Source organism: Streptomyces sp. NPDC017056, from assembly GCF_044332485.1.
GTDB lineage: Bacteria > Actinomycetota > Actinomycetes > Streptomycetales > Streptomycetaceae > Streptomyces.
In genome coordinates, this window is record NZ_JBIRPD010000018.1 from 111,695 (window position 1) to 128,434 (window position 16,740).

General features: G+C 69.9%; 8 protein-coding genes. 6 read left to right on the forward strand and 2 right to left on the reverse strand.

The genetic code is table 11. The features are described 5' to 3' along the window. The first annotated feature begins 31 nt into the window (after window positions 1-31). The gene (locus ACH4OW_RS29285; protein ID WP_398030717.1) at window positions 32-1,255 is read left to right on the forward strand and encodes a glycerate kinase; all 1,224 of its coding nucleotides are present in this window, start codon (window positions 32-34) and stop codon (window positions 1,253-1,255) included. A gap of 286 nt (window positions 1,256-1,541) precedes the next feature. Beyond that, a complete protein-coding gene (locus ACH4OW_RS29290) occupies window positions 1,542-3,005 on the forward strand; it encodes an aminopeptidase P family protein (protein WP_398030719.1) in 1,464 nt (487 codons plus the stop codon). 96 nt (window positions 3,006-3,101) lie between these two features. Here the strand turns inward: ACH4OW_RS29290 and ACH4OW_RS29295 are convergent, their stop codons facing one another. Then, on the reverse strand, window positions 3,102-4,205 hold the full coding sequence (locus ACH4OW_RS29295) for a glycosyltransferase (RefSeq protein ID WP_398030720.1): 1,104 nt from the start codon (window positions 4,203-4,205) through the stop codon (window positions 3,102-3,104). Window positions 4,206-4,404: 199 nt separating this feature from the next. Then, a complete protein-coding gene (locus ACH4OW_RS29300) occupies window positions 4,405-5,199 on the reverse strand; it encodes an NAD(P)H-binding protein (protein ID WP_398030722.1) in 795 nt (264 codons plus the stop codon). 635 nt (window positions 5,200-5,834) lie between these two features. Here ACH4OW_RS29300 and ACH4OW_RS29305 point away from each other — a divergent pair. From ACH4OW_RS29305 to ACH4OW_RS29320, 4 genes are all read left to right on the forward strand, one after another. Beyond that, entirely contained in the window at window positions 5,835-8,948 is a 3,114-nt protein-coding gene (locus ACH4OW_RS29305) for an amino acid adenylation domain-containing protein (protein ID WP_398030724.1), read from the forward strand. A gap of 17 nt (window positions 8,949-8,965) precedes the next feature. Continuing rightward, the gene (locus ACH4OW_RS29310; protein ID WP_360133801.1) at window positions 8,966-9,280 is read left to right on the forward strand and encodes an AzlD domain-containing protein; all 315 of its coding nucleotides are present in this window, start codon (window positions 8,966-8,968) and stop codon (window positions 9,278-9,280) included. Between the two features lie 33 nt (window positions 9,281-9,313). Next, window positions 9,314-10,093, forward strand: a complete 780-nt coding sequence (locus ACH4OW_RS29315) for an AzlC family ABC transporter permease (protein WP_360133804.1) — start codon at window positions 9,314-9,316, stop codon at window positions 10,091-10,093. Between the two features lie 98 nt (window positions 10,094-10,191). Continuing rightward, on the forward strand, window positions 10,192-16,722 hold the full coding sequence (locus ACH4OW_RS29320; protein ID WP_398030726.1) for an amino acid adenylation domain-containing protein: 6,531 nt from the start codon (window positions 10,192-10,194) through the stop codon (window positions 16,720-16,722). The last annotated feature ends 18 nt before the right edge of the window (window positions 16,723-16,740 follow it).

Consider the following 16,740-nt stretch of genomic DNA (forward strand, 5'->3'; position numbering starts at 1 on the left):
GGGGCCGCCGCCGAGGAACCGGGAAGAACTCATGACCTTGCGCGTTCTGGTCGCTCCCAGTGGCTTCAAGGAGTGTCTGCCCGTCGAGGCGGTCGGCGCGGCGATCAGTGACGGGATCCGGCGCGTGCTGCCCGACGCCTGCGTCACCGCCGTCTCCCTGGTCGACGGCGGCGAGGGCACCGCCCGCACGCTGGCCGCCGCCAGCGGCGGACGGCTGGTGCCGGTGACGGTCACCGGGCCCACCGGGGACGCCGTCTCCTCGCACATCGCCGTTCTGGGTGGCGCCGGCCCGCTGACCGCGGTCGTCGAAATGGCCGCGGCGGCCGGGCTCGCCCTCGTACCCGACGATGCCCGGGACCCCGGCCGTACCACCACCCACGGGGTCGGTGAACTGATCCGTGCCGCCCTCGACCAGCGTTGCGAACGGATCGTGGTGGGCTGCGGCGATTCCGGCACCTGCGACGGCGGCGCGGGCGCCCTGACCGCGCTGGGCGCCCGCGTGCTCGGCGCCGACGGCCGCCCGGTCCCGGCGGGCGGCAACGGCCTGCTCCGCGCCGCAACCCTGGAACTCGGCGGCCTGGACGTACGTTTGGCCGGTACGGAGATCCTCGTCGCCTGCAATCCGTACAACCTCCTGACCGGCGAGCGCGGCGTCGCACGGGTTTTCGGGCCGCAAAAGGGCGCCACGGACGCCCAAGTGGAAGAACTGGCTTCGGCCATGGAGCATTGGGCCGCGCTGCTGGAGCACCGGTGCGGCACAGACATACGGCTCACACCGGGCGGCGGGGCCTCCGGGGGCCTCGGCGCGGGCCTGGCCGCCGCCCTCGGCGCCCGGCTGGTGCCCCGCTTCGACGCGCTCCCGGGGTACCCGGAACTCGACACGCAACTGGCGGCGGCGGACCTGGTCGTCACCGCGGAAGGGGCGCTGGACCACCAGACTCCGCACGGCAAGATCCCCGCCGAGGTCGCGCGTCGCGCCAAACTGCAGGGGAAGCAGGTCATCGCGCTGGCCGGCGTCATCGGCCGGGGCGCCGCGCAGACCCGCCCGGTCGGCATCGACGCCTACGCCTGCATCGTCTGCGGCCCCATGTCCCGGCGCGAGGCCATGGACGACGCCACCGCACTGCTGACCGATGCCGCCGAACAGGCCCTGCGCATGGTGATGGTCGGCACTCGCCTCAGCGGGCATCCGCGAGCGGGGCGAAGGGGGGCGGGGCGAAGCGGCGTCCGGCACCAGGCAGCGAAGAGAACCTAGCCGGACCGCGGTGCTCCCCCCATCGACAGATGACACAAAAGCGTCCGCGATCTTTCATGCATCTGTATGACGTAAGAGTGATGGGGGTCTGCGAGAGTGCCGTTCGCGGCAAGAAGACCTGTCGCCTTGCATGAGGGGCCCTGCCAGGCGATGTCCGGCACGTACGGGTGCGGTTCAAGGCGATTGCCCCGAAGGGTGGTTGCCGGAACGGCGCAGCTCCCTTGAGATACTTCCCAGTCGGTCGCTCCCTTGGAAGCCGGCTGTCTGCGATTCAGGAGGCACGTGCGTGAGCGATTCACTCCAGGAGGCTGTGGTGACGGAAGAGACAGACGAGAACAGGACGCGGAAGAACGGCCTGTACGGGGGCGTGAGCACCGAACTCGCCGAGAACATGAAGCAGGGCTGGGCCGACACCGAGCGGCGCGACCTCAAGCCCATCGCGCAGGCGGCGCACACCGCGCGCCGCCGGGCGGCGCTCGCCGCACGGTTCCCCGGTGAGCTGCTGGTCATCCCCGCAGGCAACCCGAAGGTCCGCGCCAACGACACCGCCTACCCCTTCCGCCCCTCCTCCGACTACGTCTACCTGACGGGCGACCAGTCCCAGGACGCCGTACTGGTCCTGGAACCCGGCCGGGACGGCGCACACGAGGCCGCCGCCTACCTGCTGCCCCGCTCCGACCGTGAATCCGGCGAATTCTGGCTCGACTACCACGGCGAGCTGTGGGACGGCCGCCGCAACAGCCTCGGCGAGAACGAGCAGCTCCTCGGCCTGCCCTGCCGCGACGTCCGCACGCTGACCGAGCGGCTCGCCGCGGCCACCGGGCCGATCCGCCTGCTGCGTGGCTACGACGCCCACGTCGACGCCGCACTGAACGACAAGGTGACCGCCGAGCGCGACATCGAGTTCCGCGTCGCGCTCTCCGAAATGCGCCTGGTCAAGGACGAGTTCGAGATAGCCGACCTGCGCCACGCCTGCCAGGCCACCGTGCGGGGCTTCGAGGACGTCGTACGCCTCCTCGGCACCGACACCCCCACCCCGGAGCGGGCCATCGAGGGCACGTTCTTCATGCGGGCGCGGACCGAGGGCAACGACGTCGGCTACGCGTCGGTCTGCGCGGCGGGACCGCACTCCACGACGTTGCACTGGGTCCGCAACGACGGCGAGACCCGCCCGGGCGACCTGCTGCTGCTCGACGCCGGAGTGGAGAGCCGCAACCTCTACACCGCCGACGTCACCCGCACCCTGCCGGTCGACGGCCGCTTCACGCCGGTCCAGCGCAAGGTGTACGACGCCGTGTACGAGGCGCAGTCGGCCGGCATCGCCGCGGTCAAGCCCGGCGCCGCGTACCGGGACTTCCACCACGCCGCCCAGCGGGTGCTGACCGAGCACCTGGCCGCCTGGGGCCTGTTCGGCGACCGCTCGGCGGACGAGGCGTACGAGCTGGGGCTGTACCGCCGCTGGACCCTGACGGGCACCGGGCACATGCTCGGCCTGGACGTCCACGACTGCGCCAAGGCCCGCACCGAGCTGTACGTGGACGGCACGCTGGAGGCGGGCATGGTGCTCACCGTCGAGCCGGGCCTGTACTTCCAGTCGGACGACCTGACCGTTCCCGAGGAGTTCCGCGGCATCGGCATCCGGATCGAGGACGACATCCTGGTCACCGAGGCGGGCAACGAGAACCTCTCGGCCGGTCTTCCCCGGGCCGCTGACGAGGTGGAGGCATGGATGGCGCGGCTGCGGGGCTGACCGCGGTGCTGACGGCCGGCCGCGCCCCGTGGCGCGGCCGGCTGTGGCCCACGGCAGGAATTGCACCGCGGCATTCGGTCGTCGTAAGGGTGGGCATCACCTACTGTCCCGCAATTGCGTGATGTCCAGTGGTGGCAGCTGTGACAGCTCGGTGTTGGCGGCGGCCATGGCGTCGCCGTATCGGGAATTGCCGAGGAGATCCGTCATGGCGTCGGCTATCTCGTCGCGTGCCGCGGTGAGTTCCAGTGCCCGGCCGAGGCCGCGCTCTGCGAATGCGGCGGTGTTGCCGGGCTGGTCGGCGAGAATGCCCATGCCCAGGACGGGAGTTTTCCCCTGTACCGAGTCGAGCAGGGACGCCCGGCCTCCGTGCGTCACGAACAGGTCGGCACGATGCAGGAGCGCGGGCTGCGGTAAGTGCTTGGCGATTCGGATGCGGGGGTCCGGGCTCTGTAGGTGCTCCGCGAGGTCTCCCGCGGAAACGACCGCGTCGCAGTCGATGGCGGAGAGCGCGGCCATGGTCTCTTGGTAAACGTCCTCGACGACGGTGCGGAGCCCCGGCATCGCGGTGGTCAGGGTGCCGAGACTTGCGTAGACAAGGGGGCGGGCGGAAGAGGAGCGGTCCGGCCACTGGGGGAGGGGTGCCCGGGTTTCCGCGACGGTCCGCCGGACCTCGTGCGCGCAGTGCGGCGGCGTCGCGTAGAACCAGTGGGCCGGCGCGGGGGTGAGCATCTCGGGGAGGAGAGGGGTGTCTTGCTCGTATTGTTTGTAGAGGGGGGTCAGCGCGGGCGCGATGTCGGTGTCCCAGAGATCCAGGAGCACCGGTCCGAGGCCGTTGTCCGCTGCGAACACGGGCAGCCGCAGGACCTTGGCCGCGAGGTGCGCACCGAAATCACTGCATTCGGCGATCACCAGATCGGGCCGCGTCCGTGTCCACGCGGTGATCAGGTCACGGGCCTTCGCGTCGGATTGGTCCGGCCAGAGCTGACCGAAGACGTACTGGTTGAAGAGGCCGTTCCCGAACCCTTTCCAGATCGTGCTCGCTTTCTGCTCGACGGCGGGAACACAGGTCCAGCCTGTTCCTGCTGCATAAAATTCCACTCCTCGCCGTCGGGCTTCCCGACGGAACATGAGGGGAGCGTAGAGCGTGACATCGTGGCCCTGTTCAAGGGCCGGGCCGGTGACGTAATCGAGTGCGGACACATGTGACGGTATCGGCTCAGCGGTGATTGCGATGCGTAATGGCACGGAGCTCCAAGGGGTACCGATGCGTCGTTCTTTCATCGCCGACGCTACGGCGCGGCACGGCCGCCCCGCGCCGTTCACTTGTGATCTACGTAGCGCATTACGTAATTCCCGCTTACCTGCCTCTTCGGTGCGGGAATGCCGGGCGGGTTTCCGCCTACGACGTGGTCCAGTCGGCGTCGGCCGCGTAGTCCTCGAAGGTCCGGGGCTTCCTTCCGGTCACCTGCTCGACCGTGTCGGTCGGCGCGTGGTCGCCTGCGGCTCTGATCGCGCGGAATGCCGCCACCGCGGGTTCGGTCTGCGCACGCGTCTTTCCGAGGGCCTCCTGAGCGGCGAAGTAGTCCTCGTCGGTGCCTCGGTACCGCACCGGATGCCCGACGTGGCCCGCGATGATGCCGAGCGCTTCGGCGTAGTCCAGAGCGCGTGGTCCGGTCACCTCGTAGCGGTGGCCGGCGTGGCCGGGGGAGGTGAGCGTGGCCGCCGCGACCGCGGCGATGTCGTCGGCATCGACAAATGCCTGTTTCACGTCGCCGAACGGCATCACCAGTTCGCCGGCCGCGACGGCCTGGCGGAAGAAGCCTTCGTCGAAGTTCTGGTTGAACGAGTCCGGCCGCAAGATCGTCCAGGCCGCCCCGGACGTCTCGACGGCCCGTTCGGCGGCCATCATCCGCTCGTCGCCCACCACCTCGATGCCCCTGCTCGACAGCAGCACGATGTGCTCGACGCCGAGCGCGACCGCACGCTGGATCAAGGCCGGATCGGGGATTCTGTTCGGCGCCATCACAAAGACCTTCGTCACCCCCTGGAGCGCGTCGTCCCATGTGCCCGGCTGCTCCCAGTCGAACCGCACCTCGCCGGTGCGGGATGCGGGCCGCACCGGATGCCCGCCCTCTCGCAGCTTCCGTACCAGTCGCCGCCCGACCCGGCCTGTGCCGCCTATTACAAGGATCATGCCCTCACCCTAGGCCGTCCCGGCGTGACAGTCCGCCGATTGTGTCAACGCGAATCGTCGTGACCGCCGCCCTCCGCGATCTCTCGGCACCGCCGAATACCGGGCGGGGGAAAGGCCGCGGAGAATCACGCCATCGGCGTCTGCCGGGCGCCGCCGAATTTCGGTACTGCTCATGAACCGGCTCCCATTCGACAGTGCGCGGGGGCAGGGCACATGCCCGAAGGGGCAGCTTTGCTGCGGGGTGAATTGCCCTGGATGAACCGGTCCGCGCGCGTTCGCCTCGTGACGCCGAGGAGGCGGAACCAGGGGTTCCCTTCTGTTGTTACTTAGACATGTATATCGGACATGTTAGGTGTGATCTTCCTCACTGTGCGCTGTCTGGAACGACCCCCGGGTATGGGTTAACGTCAATGCTCATCCGCCAGACGAAGCCCGCGCTGCGGATCACAAAAACCGGGGGAAGAATTCTCGGAGGCGTTTTCCTTTCTCGCCTTCCAGTGTCCCGCATGCCCTCTTCCCCGGCCTATCAGGGGGATGGTTTACGTGAACCAGCAGGACACCGGACAGTTTGATTCGCTGCGAGAACCCGTCTTCTCCGTACCCCGTCGCGTCCAGGGGTAAGGAACCCGACGACCATGCCGACCAACGCGTCCGCCTCCGACATCCCGCTCGACGAACTGTTCGCCGCCCAGGTGCGGCGGACACCGGACTCGCCCGCGCTCGTCCAAGGCGCACGGAGCCTCACCTACCGCGAACTGCACGCCCGGGCCGCCGCGTTGGCCCGGACCCTCACCGCATTCGGCGTCCGGGAGGAAACCCTCGTCGCCTTGGCATTCGAGCGCTCGGCCGACGCCGTGGTGGCCATGCTGGGAACGGTGCTGGCCGGAGCCGCCTACGTCCCGGTGAGCCCCTCCTATCCGAGGGAGCGCATCGAGCAGATACTCGACGACTCCCGCGCCCCCCTCGTGCTGTGCGGCGACGGCCTTGTCCCGCTTCTCGCGGACACGGCCCCGGACGGTACCCGGGTGTGCGAACTCGGGACGCTCATGCCCGATGAAGCGGAACTGCCCATTGAGGAAAGCCCGTTAAGCGCCCCCGAACCGCGGCAGCGGGCGGCCACCGCCGGTTCCCGCCTCGCGTACGTGATGTACACCTCCGGCAGTACCGGCCGGCCCAAGGGCGTCATGGTCGAACACGCCGGTGTGGCACGGCTCGTCCGCGACGCGGACTACCTGTCCCTCTCCAGCGCCGATCGCATTCTCCAGACCGGTGCCTTGGAGTTCGACGCGGCCACGTTCGAAATCTGGGGAGCGTTGCTCAACGGAGCCACCCTGCACATCGTCGAGCAGGAAACGCTGCTGACCCCCGCGCTTTTGAAACAGGCACTGCACAGCGCGGACATCACCGTGCTCTGGCTCACCTCCCCGCTGTTCAACCAGCTGGCCGACGAGGACGTCTCCCTCTTCTCCGGCCTGCGGACCCTCTTGATCGGCGGCGACGTACTGTCCTGCCGCCACGTCAACCTCGTCCGCGCGGCGTGCCCGGGGCTGAGCGTGCTGAACGGCTACGGCCCCACCGAGAACACCACCTTCACCACCACCTTCCGCATCGAGCGGCCCTACGAGACATCCATCCCGATCGGGCGCCCGATCCGCGGGACCACCGTCGCGGTCCTCGACGCCCACGGAGCACCCGTGCCCGTCGGGGAGATCGGGGAGCTGTACACGGCAGGCGCGGGCCTGGCACGCGGCTACCTGAACAACCCCGAGCTGACGGCCGAGAAGTTCGTGCCGGTGGACGGCGTACGGCACTACCGCACCGGGGACCTCGTCAGCAGCGATCCGGACGGCGTCCTGTCCTTCCACGGCCGCACGGACAACCAGGTCAAGATCCGCGGACACCGGATCGAACTGGGCGACGTCGACAACGCCCTGCTGGAGATCGACGGACTCACCGACAGCCACACTCACGTGGCCCGGCGGGACACGGGTGGCGGGCAGCTCGTCAGCCACGTGGTCCTGAACGCGGGGCACAGCGCGCAGGACATCCTGGCCCTCCTGCGCAAGCGGCTCCCCTCCTACATGTGCCCCGCCCACCTGATACCGGTCGAGCGCCTGCCGCTCAACTCCAACGGCAAGGTGGACCGTGCGCAACTGCCCCCACCGCCCGTCCGGCGTGGCACCGGCGCGCCACCCGAGGCGCCTTGGGAACGGCTGCTGGCCCGTCAGTGGGCCGACGTACTGGGTCTGGACGCGGACGCGATCGGCCTGGACGACGACTTCTTCGAGCTCGGCGGCACCTCCCTCACCACGGGCGTCCTCATCGGCCGGCTCGCCAGGGAAACCGGAGCCGAGCTGAGTTTCAGCGACCTCTTCGCGGCCCGGACGCTCGGCGCCATGGCGCGAGCGGCATCCCGCGCCGCCACCACCCGACTGCTTCCTGTCCCCAAGGCCACCGGAAGCGGTGTACTGCATCCGCAACAGCCGGCGCTCTACGCGGTGTGGCAGTCGGACCCCAAGAGCCTGGCCTACAACATCCCGGTCACGGTCGAGGCTTCAGGGCCGCTCGACCCGGGCCGGCTGCGCACCGCCCTCGCCCGCCTGATCGACCGCCACGACGCCCTGCGCACCCGCTTCACGGCCACCCACGACGGCATCCGGCGGCAGGTGGAAGAGAGCGCCCCGGTCGACCTGACCGTGGTGAACGGCACTGCCACCGACTGGATCAGGCCCTTCGACCTCGCCGAGCCACCCCTGATCCGGGCCGTGCTCGAACGGCACCCCACGGGTGCGGACGTCCTCAACCTGGATGTCCACCACATCGTTTTCGACGGCGTATCGCTGCGCATCCTCATCGACGAATTGTTCGACCTGTACGCGGGCTTCGAACCCGACCCTCCGGCGGTGGACTACGCCGCCGCCGCCGAGTGGGCGGACGCCAGACGCTCCGGACCGGAGTCGGCCAGGGCCGAGCGGTACTGGCTGGCACAGTTCGCCGAGCCCGTACCGACCCTGAACCTGCCGACGGACCGGCCGCGCCCCGCTCTGCGCTCGGCGCAAGGCGACGTACTGGCCAAAGAACTGGGCCCCCAGGAGACCGGCGATGTCCGGGCCGTGGCCGCGCGGGAGTCCCTGACGCCCTTCACCGTGCTGCTGACCGCCTGGACGGCCGCCCTGGCCCGGCTCTCCGGGCAGCGGGACATCGCGGTGGGCAGCCCCATGGGCGGCCGGCCCCACCCGGACCTCGAAGCCGTGGTGGGGATGTTCGTCAACACCGTGGTCCTGCGGGCGCGGTTTCCCGAGGAAGCCTGCCTCGGCGATCTGCTGCGGCACCTTGGCCAGGAGCACAGTGCGGCGCTGGACCACCAGGAATACCCGTTCATCCAACTCGTCGAACGGCTCGGGCAGCCCCGGGACCCGAGCCGCAACGCGCTGTTCGACACCTTCTTCGCCCTGCAGAACGTGGAACTGCACAGCTTCCGCAAGCACGGACGGCACGCGACGCTGGCCATGCGGCATCCGGGCACGTGCCGTTTCGACCTCAATCTGCAGGTGTGGCAGAAGCCGGACCGCTTCACGCTGGAGCTGGAGTACTCCACGGCGCTGTTCGAGCCTTCCTCCGCCGCTTTCCTCCTGGACCGAGTCGCGGAGATCCTCCGCGAGCTGGCACTCGACCCGGGTTCCCCGATCCTGCCGAAGCCCGTCGAACGGTCCGGGGCACCTCGCCAGGCCGCCGAGTTCACTTTCTGACCCGAGGCGAGACACCGATGATCCCCCTGACCATCATTCTGTGCGGAGCAGTGACGTTCGCGGTCCGCTACGCCCTCTTCGGGCCGGTCGGTCCCGAGCACCTGCCCTCGCGCATCCGCAGCACGCTGCCCTACGTCATGCCGGCGGTCTTGATGGCGATCATCGTGCCGTCCATCCTGCTGCCGGCCGAGGGCGGCGATGTGCGGGCCGCCGCGCCCTACCTGGTCGGAGCCGCGTGCGGGTTCGGGGTCGGAGCGTTCAAGAAGGATGCTTTCTTCCTGGTTTTCGCGGTCTCCATGGCCGGCTTCATGATCACCAAGTTTGCGCTCTGATCGGTTATTTCCCCCGGGAACGAGGTTGAATTGATGTTCCTCCGCGACAGCCGTGGAGGGGAGGCAGCACAGGGAGCCCTGGCGGCCGTACCCGTCATCATCGGCGCGATACCCTTCGGCCTGCTGTTCGGCGCGCTGGCCGAGGCCCAGCACCTGGACCTGATGAACACCGTGCTGATGAGCGTGCTGGTCAACTCGGGATCCGGCCAGATGATCGCCTTGGGGATGATCACAGCAGGGGCGATGTGGCCGCTGACGGTCATGACCGTCCTGCTGGTAAACCTGCGGCACGTCTTCTACTCCGCCGCCCTCGCTCCCCACGTACGGCCCATGCCCTTCGTCTGGCGGGCCGTGATCGCCTTCGGCATGACCGACGCCGTCTACGCCCTCGCGGCCAAGCGTTTCAGCGCCCCCGCGCCGGCCGTGGACAACCGCCGCTGGTTCGTGCTGGGCAACGCGATCGTCATCTATGCCGCATGGAACCTCAGCACGGTCGGCGGTTGGCTCTTCGGCCAGACACTCGCCGACCTGAGTTCCTGGGGACTCGACTTCGCCGTCTACGCCTCCTACATCGGGCTGGTCGTGTCCTCCTTCACCACCAAGCGCGCCGTGGCCATCGGGCTCGTCACCGGGGCCGGCGGTCTCCTGCTGAGCCATCTGCCTTACCAGAGCGGGCTGTTCATCGCCACCCTCGTCGGCACCTCGCTTGCCGCGTTCTGGGAGAGCAAGGCAAACGTCTCCACCGAGAAGCCTCCGAACTCCCCGCAGCCAGGAAACGAAGAGCAGGCGGGCAGCACCACCACCTCCGCCTGAGCCCACCACTCGGCACACCACCGAGCCGCCCACCCTCCCTCCCATCCGCAGCCGACGGGCAGCTTCGCCATGCCCTTTTGCCGAAAGACCGGAACTCCATGATGAGTATCTTTCACTTGCAGCAGGCCCGCGCCGCCCACCCCGACCAGGCTTCCTTCTGGGACGCCCAGCAGAGCGCGTGGAGCGAACCCACCGTGCTCATACGGGACCACGCCCGTCACCAGAACACCTCCACCGGCCATGTCACCGTTCCCCTCGACGCCGGCATCGCGCACCGCATCGACCGTATCGCCGGTGGCGACGGCTTCCTGCGGACCGTCATCGGCGCGACCGCCCTCGCGGTGCTGGCCGCCCGCAGCACCGACCTGCCCACGGTCACGCTCTTCGTGCCCGTCGACCAGGACCAGGACCGCGCCCGCAGCCAGGACCAGGACCGGGCCGTTCCGGTGAGCATCGAGGTCAGCGGCCGGCAACCGGCCCGCGAACTGCTGACCGCGATGCGCACCGCCTGCCTGGCCGCCTCGGCCAACCTCGACGTGCCGGTCCGGTACCTGCTCGACCAGCTGGACGCGAAGCCCAGCGACCTGATGCTCTCCGTCGACGGCCGGCTCACCCAGGACGACGCCCGCCCGGCCGGCTGCACGCTGCTCTTCGACCTCCGCCTCGCCGACGGCGCGAAGCCCCGGATCGAACTCGGCTACGCCGAGGCTCTCTTCGCCCCCGACACCGCACAGCGGCTCGCCGCTTCCTACGCCCGGATCCTCGACGCCCTGGTCGCCGATCCGGCCCTGGACGTCGCCTCGCTGCTGACTCCGACACAGGACGAACTCGTCTCCCTGGAGGAGTTCAACAACACCGCCAGCCCCTTCCCCGAAGAGCGTCTGCTGCACAGCTTCCTGGAGGAGCGCGCCGCGGCCGAGCCGGACCGCATCGCCGTCGTCGACGAGGGAACCACCTACGGCGAGCTGAACGCGGCGGCCAACCGCCTGGCCCGCACGCTGCGGGAGTCCGGCGTGCGCGCGGGCGATCCCGTCGCCGTGTGCGTCCCGCGCTCCGCCGATCTGCTCGTGGCCATCTTCGCCGTACTCAAGGCGGGCGGCGCCTATCTGCCGGTCGACCCGACGCTGCCCCCCAACCGCATCGCCTACCTGCTGGAACACAGCCGTGCGAGCACGGTCGTGGCCACCGGCGCCACCGCGGCCGTCGCCGCGGACCGCAACGTCCTCCTGCTCGACGACCCGGCCACCGCCGCGCAACCCGACGGCGACCTGGAGCCCGTGACCGGGCCCTCGGACGTCGCGTACATCATCTACACCTCGGGGTCCACGGGCCGCCCCAAGGGAGTGATGGTCGAGCACCGGGCCATCGTGAACCGTCTGTGGTGGATGCAGACCGCCTATCCCCTGCATGCCGACGACGTGATCCTCCACAAGACGCCGTTCACCTTCGACGTGTCCGTGTGGGAGATCTTCTGGTGGACTCTCGCGGGGGCGGCGGTGGCCACGCTCCCCAACGGTGACGAGCGCGACCCCGAAAAGATCATCCGCCGCATCGAGCGGAGCGGGGCCACCACCCTCCACTTCGTCCCCTCGATGCTGCACGCGTTCCTCGGCTTCGTCGATGCCGCGGGGGAGCGGGACAGGATCCGACGCGTACGCCGGATCTTCGCGAGCGGCGAGGCGCTCGCCGCCGACCAGGTCCGGCAGTTCGGGGCGCTCCTGGGGGACGGCTGCGAACTCGTCAACCTCTACGGCCCCACCGAAGCCGCGGTCGACGTCACGCACCAGCCCTGCGCGGGCCTGGACGAGACCCGGGCGGTCCCGATCGGCCGCCCGATCCACAACATCCGGCTGAGCGTGCGCACGCGGTCCGGAGCACCCGCACCGATCGGCACCCCCGGGGAACTGTGCATCTCCGGCACGGGCCTGGCACGTGGCTATCTGCACGCTCCCGAGCTCACCGAGGAGCGGTTCGTCACGGGAGCGGACGGAGAGCGCCACTACCGCACGGGAGACCTGGCGCGCTGGCTGCCCGACGGCACCGTGGAATACCTGGGCCGCCTGGACACCCAGGTGAAGATCCGCGGGTACCGCATCGAACTCGGCGAGATCGAGCACGTCGCGCAGCAGAGCCCCGCGGTCCGCCAGAGCGCGGTCGTCGCCCGGCCCACCGAGTCCGGCGACAGCACGCTCGTGGCCTACGTGGTGGCCGCCGACGGCTTCGACGCGGCAGAGCTGCGCGTCGCGCTCGAAGCCGAGCTCCCCTCGTACATGGTGCCGGCGCACATCGTCGAGGTGCCCGCGATCCCCACCAACCACAACGGCAAGCGCGACGTCTCCGGCCTCCCGCTGCCCCGCCAGGACGCCGTCCCCGGCGCCGCCCACCGGGCACCGCGGACTCCGGTCGAACGCCGGCTCGCCGACATCTGGGCCGGCGTCCTCGGCCTGGAATCCCTCGGCGTGGACGACAACTTCTTCTCCCTCGGCGGAGACTCCATCAAGTTCATCACGGTACTGGCCCGCTCCCGGGCCGCCGGCCTGGATTTCAGCTTCCAGGACCTCTTCGGCCACCCCACCGTCGCGGAACTCGCGGCCCACGTCGAGGTCGCGGCGGAGCCGGCCGCCCCCACCGCCGAGACCGAGCCCTTCGCGCTGGTCACCGAAGCGGACCGGGCCTCGCTGCCCCCGGGGATCGTCGACGCCTACCCGATGTCGCAGCTCCAGGTCGGCCTCATCTACGAGGCCCAGCGGGGCGGCACCGAGGGCATGTACCACGACATTCTCAGCTACCGCATCCAGAGCGTGGTGGACACCGAGCTGTTCGGCCGGGCGGTAGCCTCGGTGGTCGGCCGGCACGCGCTGCTGCGCACGTCCTTCCACCTCAACGGTTTCAGCGTGCCGTTGCAGCTGGTGCACGAGAGCGCACCGTCCCCGCTACAGATCTTCGACCTGCGAGGCCGCTCGGCCGAGGAGCAGGAGGAGGACCTGCGCCGGTTCGCCGAGCTGGAACTGCGCGGCGGCTTCCGTTACGGCAGCACCGACCTCGTACGCGTCCACCTGCACCTGTTGGGCGACGAGGAGTACCAGTACTCGCTGAGCTACCACGACGCGGCCCTGGACGGGTGGAGTGTCAACACCCTCCACCGGGACATCTTCTCCGCCTACTTCGCCATCCTCGACGGCGAAGAGCCGCACGGCGGATCCCGGCAGGTCATGTCCCACCGGCAGTACGTGGCACTGGAACAGGCGGCCGTGGCCTCACCCGAGCAGCGCGCGTACTGGCTGCAGGTCATGGAGGGCTCCGAGAGCACCCGGATCGCCCCGTACGCCGAACCCGACCCGGAGGCCACGGGCGTGGGCATCCACGACGTGACCTTCCCCCAGGGGCTGTCCGCTTCCCTCCTGGAGACCGCCCAGCGGCTGCGGGTGCCGGTCAAGACCGTGCTGCTGGCCGCCCACGTCGGCGTCCTGGCCTTCGTGGCGGGCACCACGGACGTCGTCACCGGCTACGAGCACTCCGGACGGCCGGAGATCGAAGGCGGCCAGGACATCGCCGGACTCTTCCTGAACAGCCTGCCGTTCCGGGTCCGCGACCTCGGCGAGAGCTGGGAGGACCTGGTACACGCCGTGTACGAGGCAGAGGTGGGCCTGCTGCCGCACCGCCGCTTCCCGATGGCCGAGATCAAGCGGGCCGTGCGGAGCCGGGAGACCCTCTTCGAGACCGTCTTCAACTTCACCCACTTCCACGTGCTCAAGGACCTCACCGCCCGGGACGGTTTCGAGCTGATCCGCTCGATCGTCAACGTGCAGAGCGAGTTCCCCTTCCGCGCCGAGTTCTCGCAGGACGCGGTCAGCGACGAGGTGATGCTGAGCCTGCACTTCCACCACTCCGTCTACGGGATCGACCAGGTGGAACGGGTCGGCGGCTACTACCTCGCCGCCCTGGAGGCACTCGTCGCCGACCCCGCGGCGGGCCGGGACGCCACCTCGCTGCTCGGCGACGAGGAGCGCGACCTGTTGCGGGAGATGTCCGAGGGGCCTGTCCACCCCCTGCCCGACGCGACCTTCCTGGACCTGTTCGCCGACCAGGTACGCCGCACTCCGGGGGCGATCGCCCTGGAACACGGCGCCGAGCGGCTCGACTACGCCGCGCTGGACGCGGCCTCGGACCGCTACGCGGCGGAACTGCTGGCGGCGGGCATCGCAGCCGGGGACATCGTGACCACGGTGCTGCCCCGAGGTGTCCGCTGGTCGCTGACCCTGCTCGCACTCCTGAAAATCGGCGCGGTCTACCTCCCGCAGGACCGCACATTCCCGGTGGAGCGGATCGCGGCCGTGCTGTGGCGCAGCGGTTCCCGCTACCTGGTGGCCGAGGAGGAGGACGCGGAGCTGTGCGGGGCCGCCCTGCGCGAGCGCGTCCCCGGCCTCACCGTGGTGACCCTCCGCGACAACGGCAGCGGCGCTGCCCCGGACGCGCCCGTCGAGCTGCCGGCCCCGCCGCGGCCGGCCGACACCGCCTACATCATCTTCACCTCCGGGTCGACCGGAGACCCGAAGGGCGCCACGATCCGCCACACTGGCATGCTCAACCACCTGATCTCCAAGGTCGTGGACCTCAAGCTGACGGCCGACGACCGGGTCGCGCAAATCAGCACCCAGTGCTTCGACATCTCCGTCTGGCAGCTGCTGGTCGCCTGGCTGACCGGCGGGCGCACCGTCATCTACGACCACGACACCGTCGTCGACCTGCCGGTCTTCCTCGCGGCACTGGCCCAGGACGGCATCACCATTCTCGAAACGGTGCCCTCCTACACCGACGCGCTGCTGACGGAGGCGGAGCAGCGCCCCGCCCCGCTGCCGGCCCTCCGCTTCAACATCATCAACGGTGAGCCGCTGCCCCCGGCCCTGACCAAGCGGTGGTTCGCCGCCTACCCCGTCCCGGTGATCAACGCGTACGGCCCCACCGAGTGCTCCGACGACGTGACCCACCACTTCATGGACACCGGCCACGAAGGCGTCAGGGTGCCGATCGGCAGGCCGATCGTCAACACCAGCCTGCACGTGGTCGGAGGGGACGGACGGCCGCGCCCCATCGGCAGCTACGGGGAGATCTGCGTCACCGGCGCAGGCGTCGGGCTGGGCTACATCAACGACGCGGAGCGCACCACCGCGGCGTTCGCCCCCAACTCCCTCGACGACCGCTCCGCCATGCTCTACCGCACCGGTGACATCGGCCGCTGGCTGCCCAACGGGCTGCTCGACTGCGCGGGCCGCCGGGACGGCCAGGTCAAGATCCGCGGATACCGCATCGAGCTTTCGGAGGTGGACGGCGCGGTCAACCGGCTGGCCGGGGTGGAGACCGCCGTGACACTGGCCCGCGACGTGACGGGCGAGAAGCGGCTGGTGACCTTCTACACCGGCACGGCGGAGCCCGATCGCGACGAGTTCAAGCGGCAGCTCGCCGAGATCATTCCGGACTACATGCATCCGGAGATCCTCGTCCGCCTCGACGCCTTCCCGCTCAACGCCAACGGCAAGACCGACCGCAAGGTGCTGGCGGCCCACCCCCTGCGTGCCCGCGCGGACGCCGAGCACGAGCAGCCGGCCAACCCGGACGAGGAGTTCGTACGCGACCTGTTCGCCTCCGTACTCGACGTGCCGCCGGCGGATATCGGGGTCACGGACAACTTCTTCGAGATCGGCGGCCACTCGATCGCCGCGATGAAGGTCGCCGCCACCTCGCAGGGCCGCATCTCGCTGCGGGACCTGCTGGTCAGGCCGACCGCCCGCCTGGTCGCGGCGAGTTTCGCACAGCGCGACGGCGCCCGGCGCGACCTCCTGGTCGACCTGACCGCGGCGTCCGGGGCACAGCTGGACAACCCCGACGCGCTGCTCGTGTGCATCCCCTTCGCGGGTGGCAGCGCCGTCAGCTACGTCCCACTGGCCAGGGAACTCGCCGACACCGGCGCCGCCGTGCGCGTCATGGGCACGGAACTGCCGGGCCGGACACTGCGCGACGACCGGCCGATGGTCGCCGTGGACGTGTTGGCGGAGCAGCTGGCCGACGAGGTCGCCCGGGAGGCGGCGGGCCGTCAGGTGGTGCTCCTCGGCCACTGCGCCGGGGCGTCCCTCGCGATCCACGTGATCCGCGCCCTGGAACAGCGCGGGCAGAACGTCAGCCGCCTGCTGGTCGTGGCCAAGCTGCTCAGGTCCATGGACCCCGCCGACCACGCCGCCAACGAGGTCGTACACATGAGCGAGCAGCAGATCATGGACTGGCTGGCCGACAACACCGGATTGGACGAGGTGCACCGGCTCTCCGCGAACGAACGCAAGGACCTCGCGCGGTCGTTCCGCTACGACACCGTCGAGGCCACGCACGGCTTCCACCTGGCGCTCTCGGACATCGCCCGAGCCACTCTCAAGGCACCCGCCACGGTGGTCCTCGCCACCGACGACTCGCTGATGACCGCCTACGACTCCAGCGTCGGCAACTGGGAGCGGTTCGCACCGCAGTGCCGCGTGGTCGTCACCGACCACGGCGGCCACTACCTCAACACCACCAGGCCCGAACTCCTGGCCGAGACGGTCCGCCAGGACCTTGAGCCCGCCCTGCACACCACCAACTAAGCACCGGGGCGGCGGCCT

What these genes read in the sequence shown, in the direction of transcription:
- ACH4OW_RS29310 (WP_360133801.1), top strand. Translation starts at nt 8,966, where the DNA reads ATGATCCCCCTGACCATCATTCTGTGCGGAGCAGTGACGTTCGCGGTC.
- ACH4OW_RS29315 (WP_360133804.1), top strand. Translation starts at nt 9,314, where the DNA reads ATGTTCCTCCGCGACAGCCGTGGAGGGGAGGCAGCACAGGGAGCCCTG.
- ACH4OW_RS29320 (WP_398030726.1), top strand. Translation starts at nt 10,192, where the DNA reads ATGATGAGTATCTTTCACTTGCAGCAGGCCCGCGCCGCCCACCCCGAC.
- ACH4OW_RS29305 (WP_398030724.1), top strand. Translation starts at nt 5,835, where the DNA reads ATGCCGACCAACGCGTCCGCCTCCGACATCCCGCTCGACGAACTGTTC.
- ACH4OW_RS29300 (WP_398030722.1), bottom strand. Translation starts at nt 5,199, where the DNA reads ATGATCCTTGTAATAGGCGGCACAGGCCGGGTCGGGCGGCGACTGGTA.
- ACH4OW_RS29285 (WP_398030717.1), top strand. Translation starts at nt 32, where the DNA reads ATGACCTTGCGCGTTCTGGTCGCTCCCAGTGGCTTCAAGGAGTGTCTG.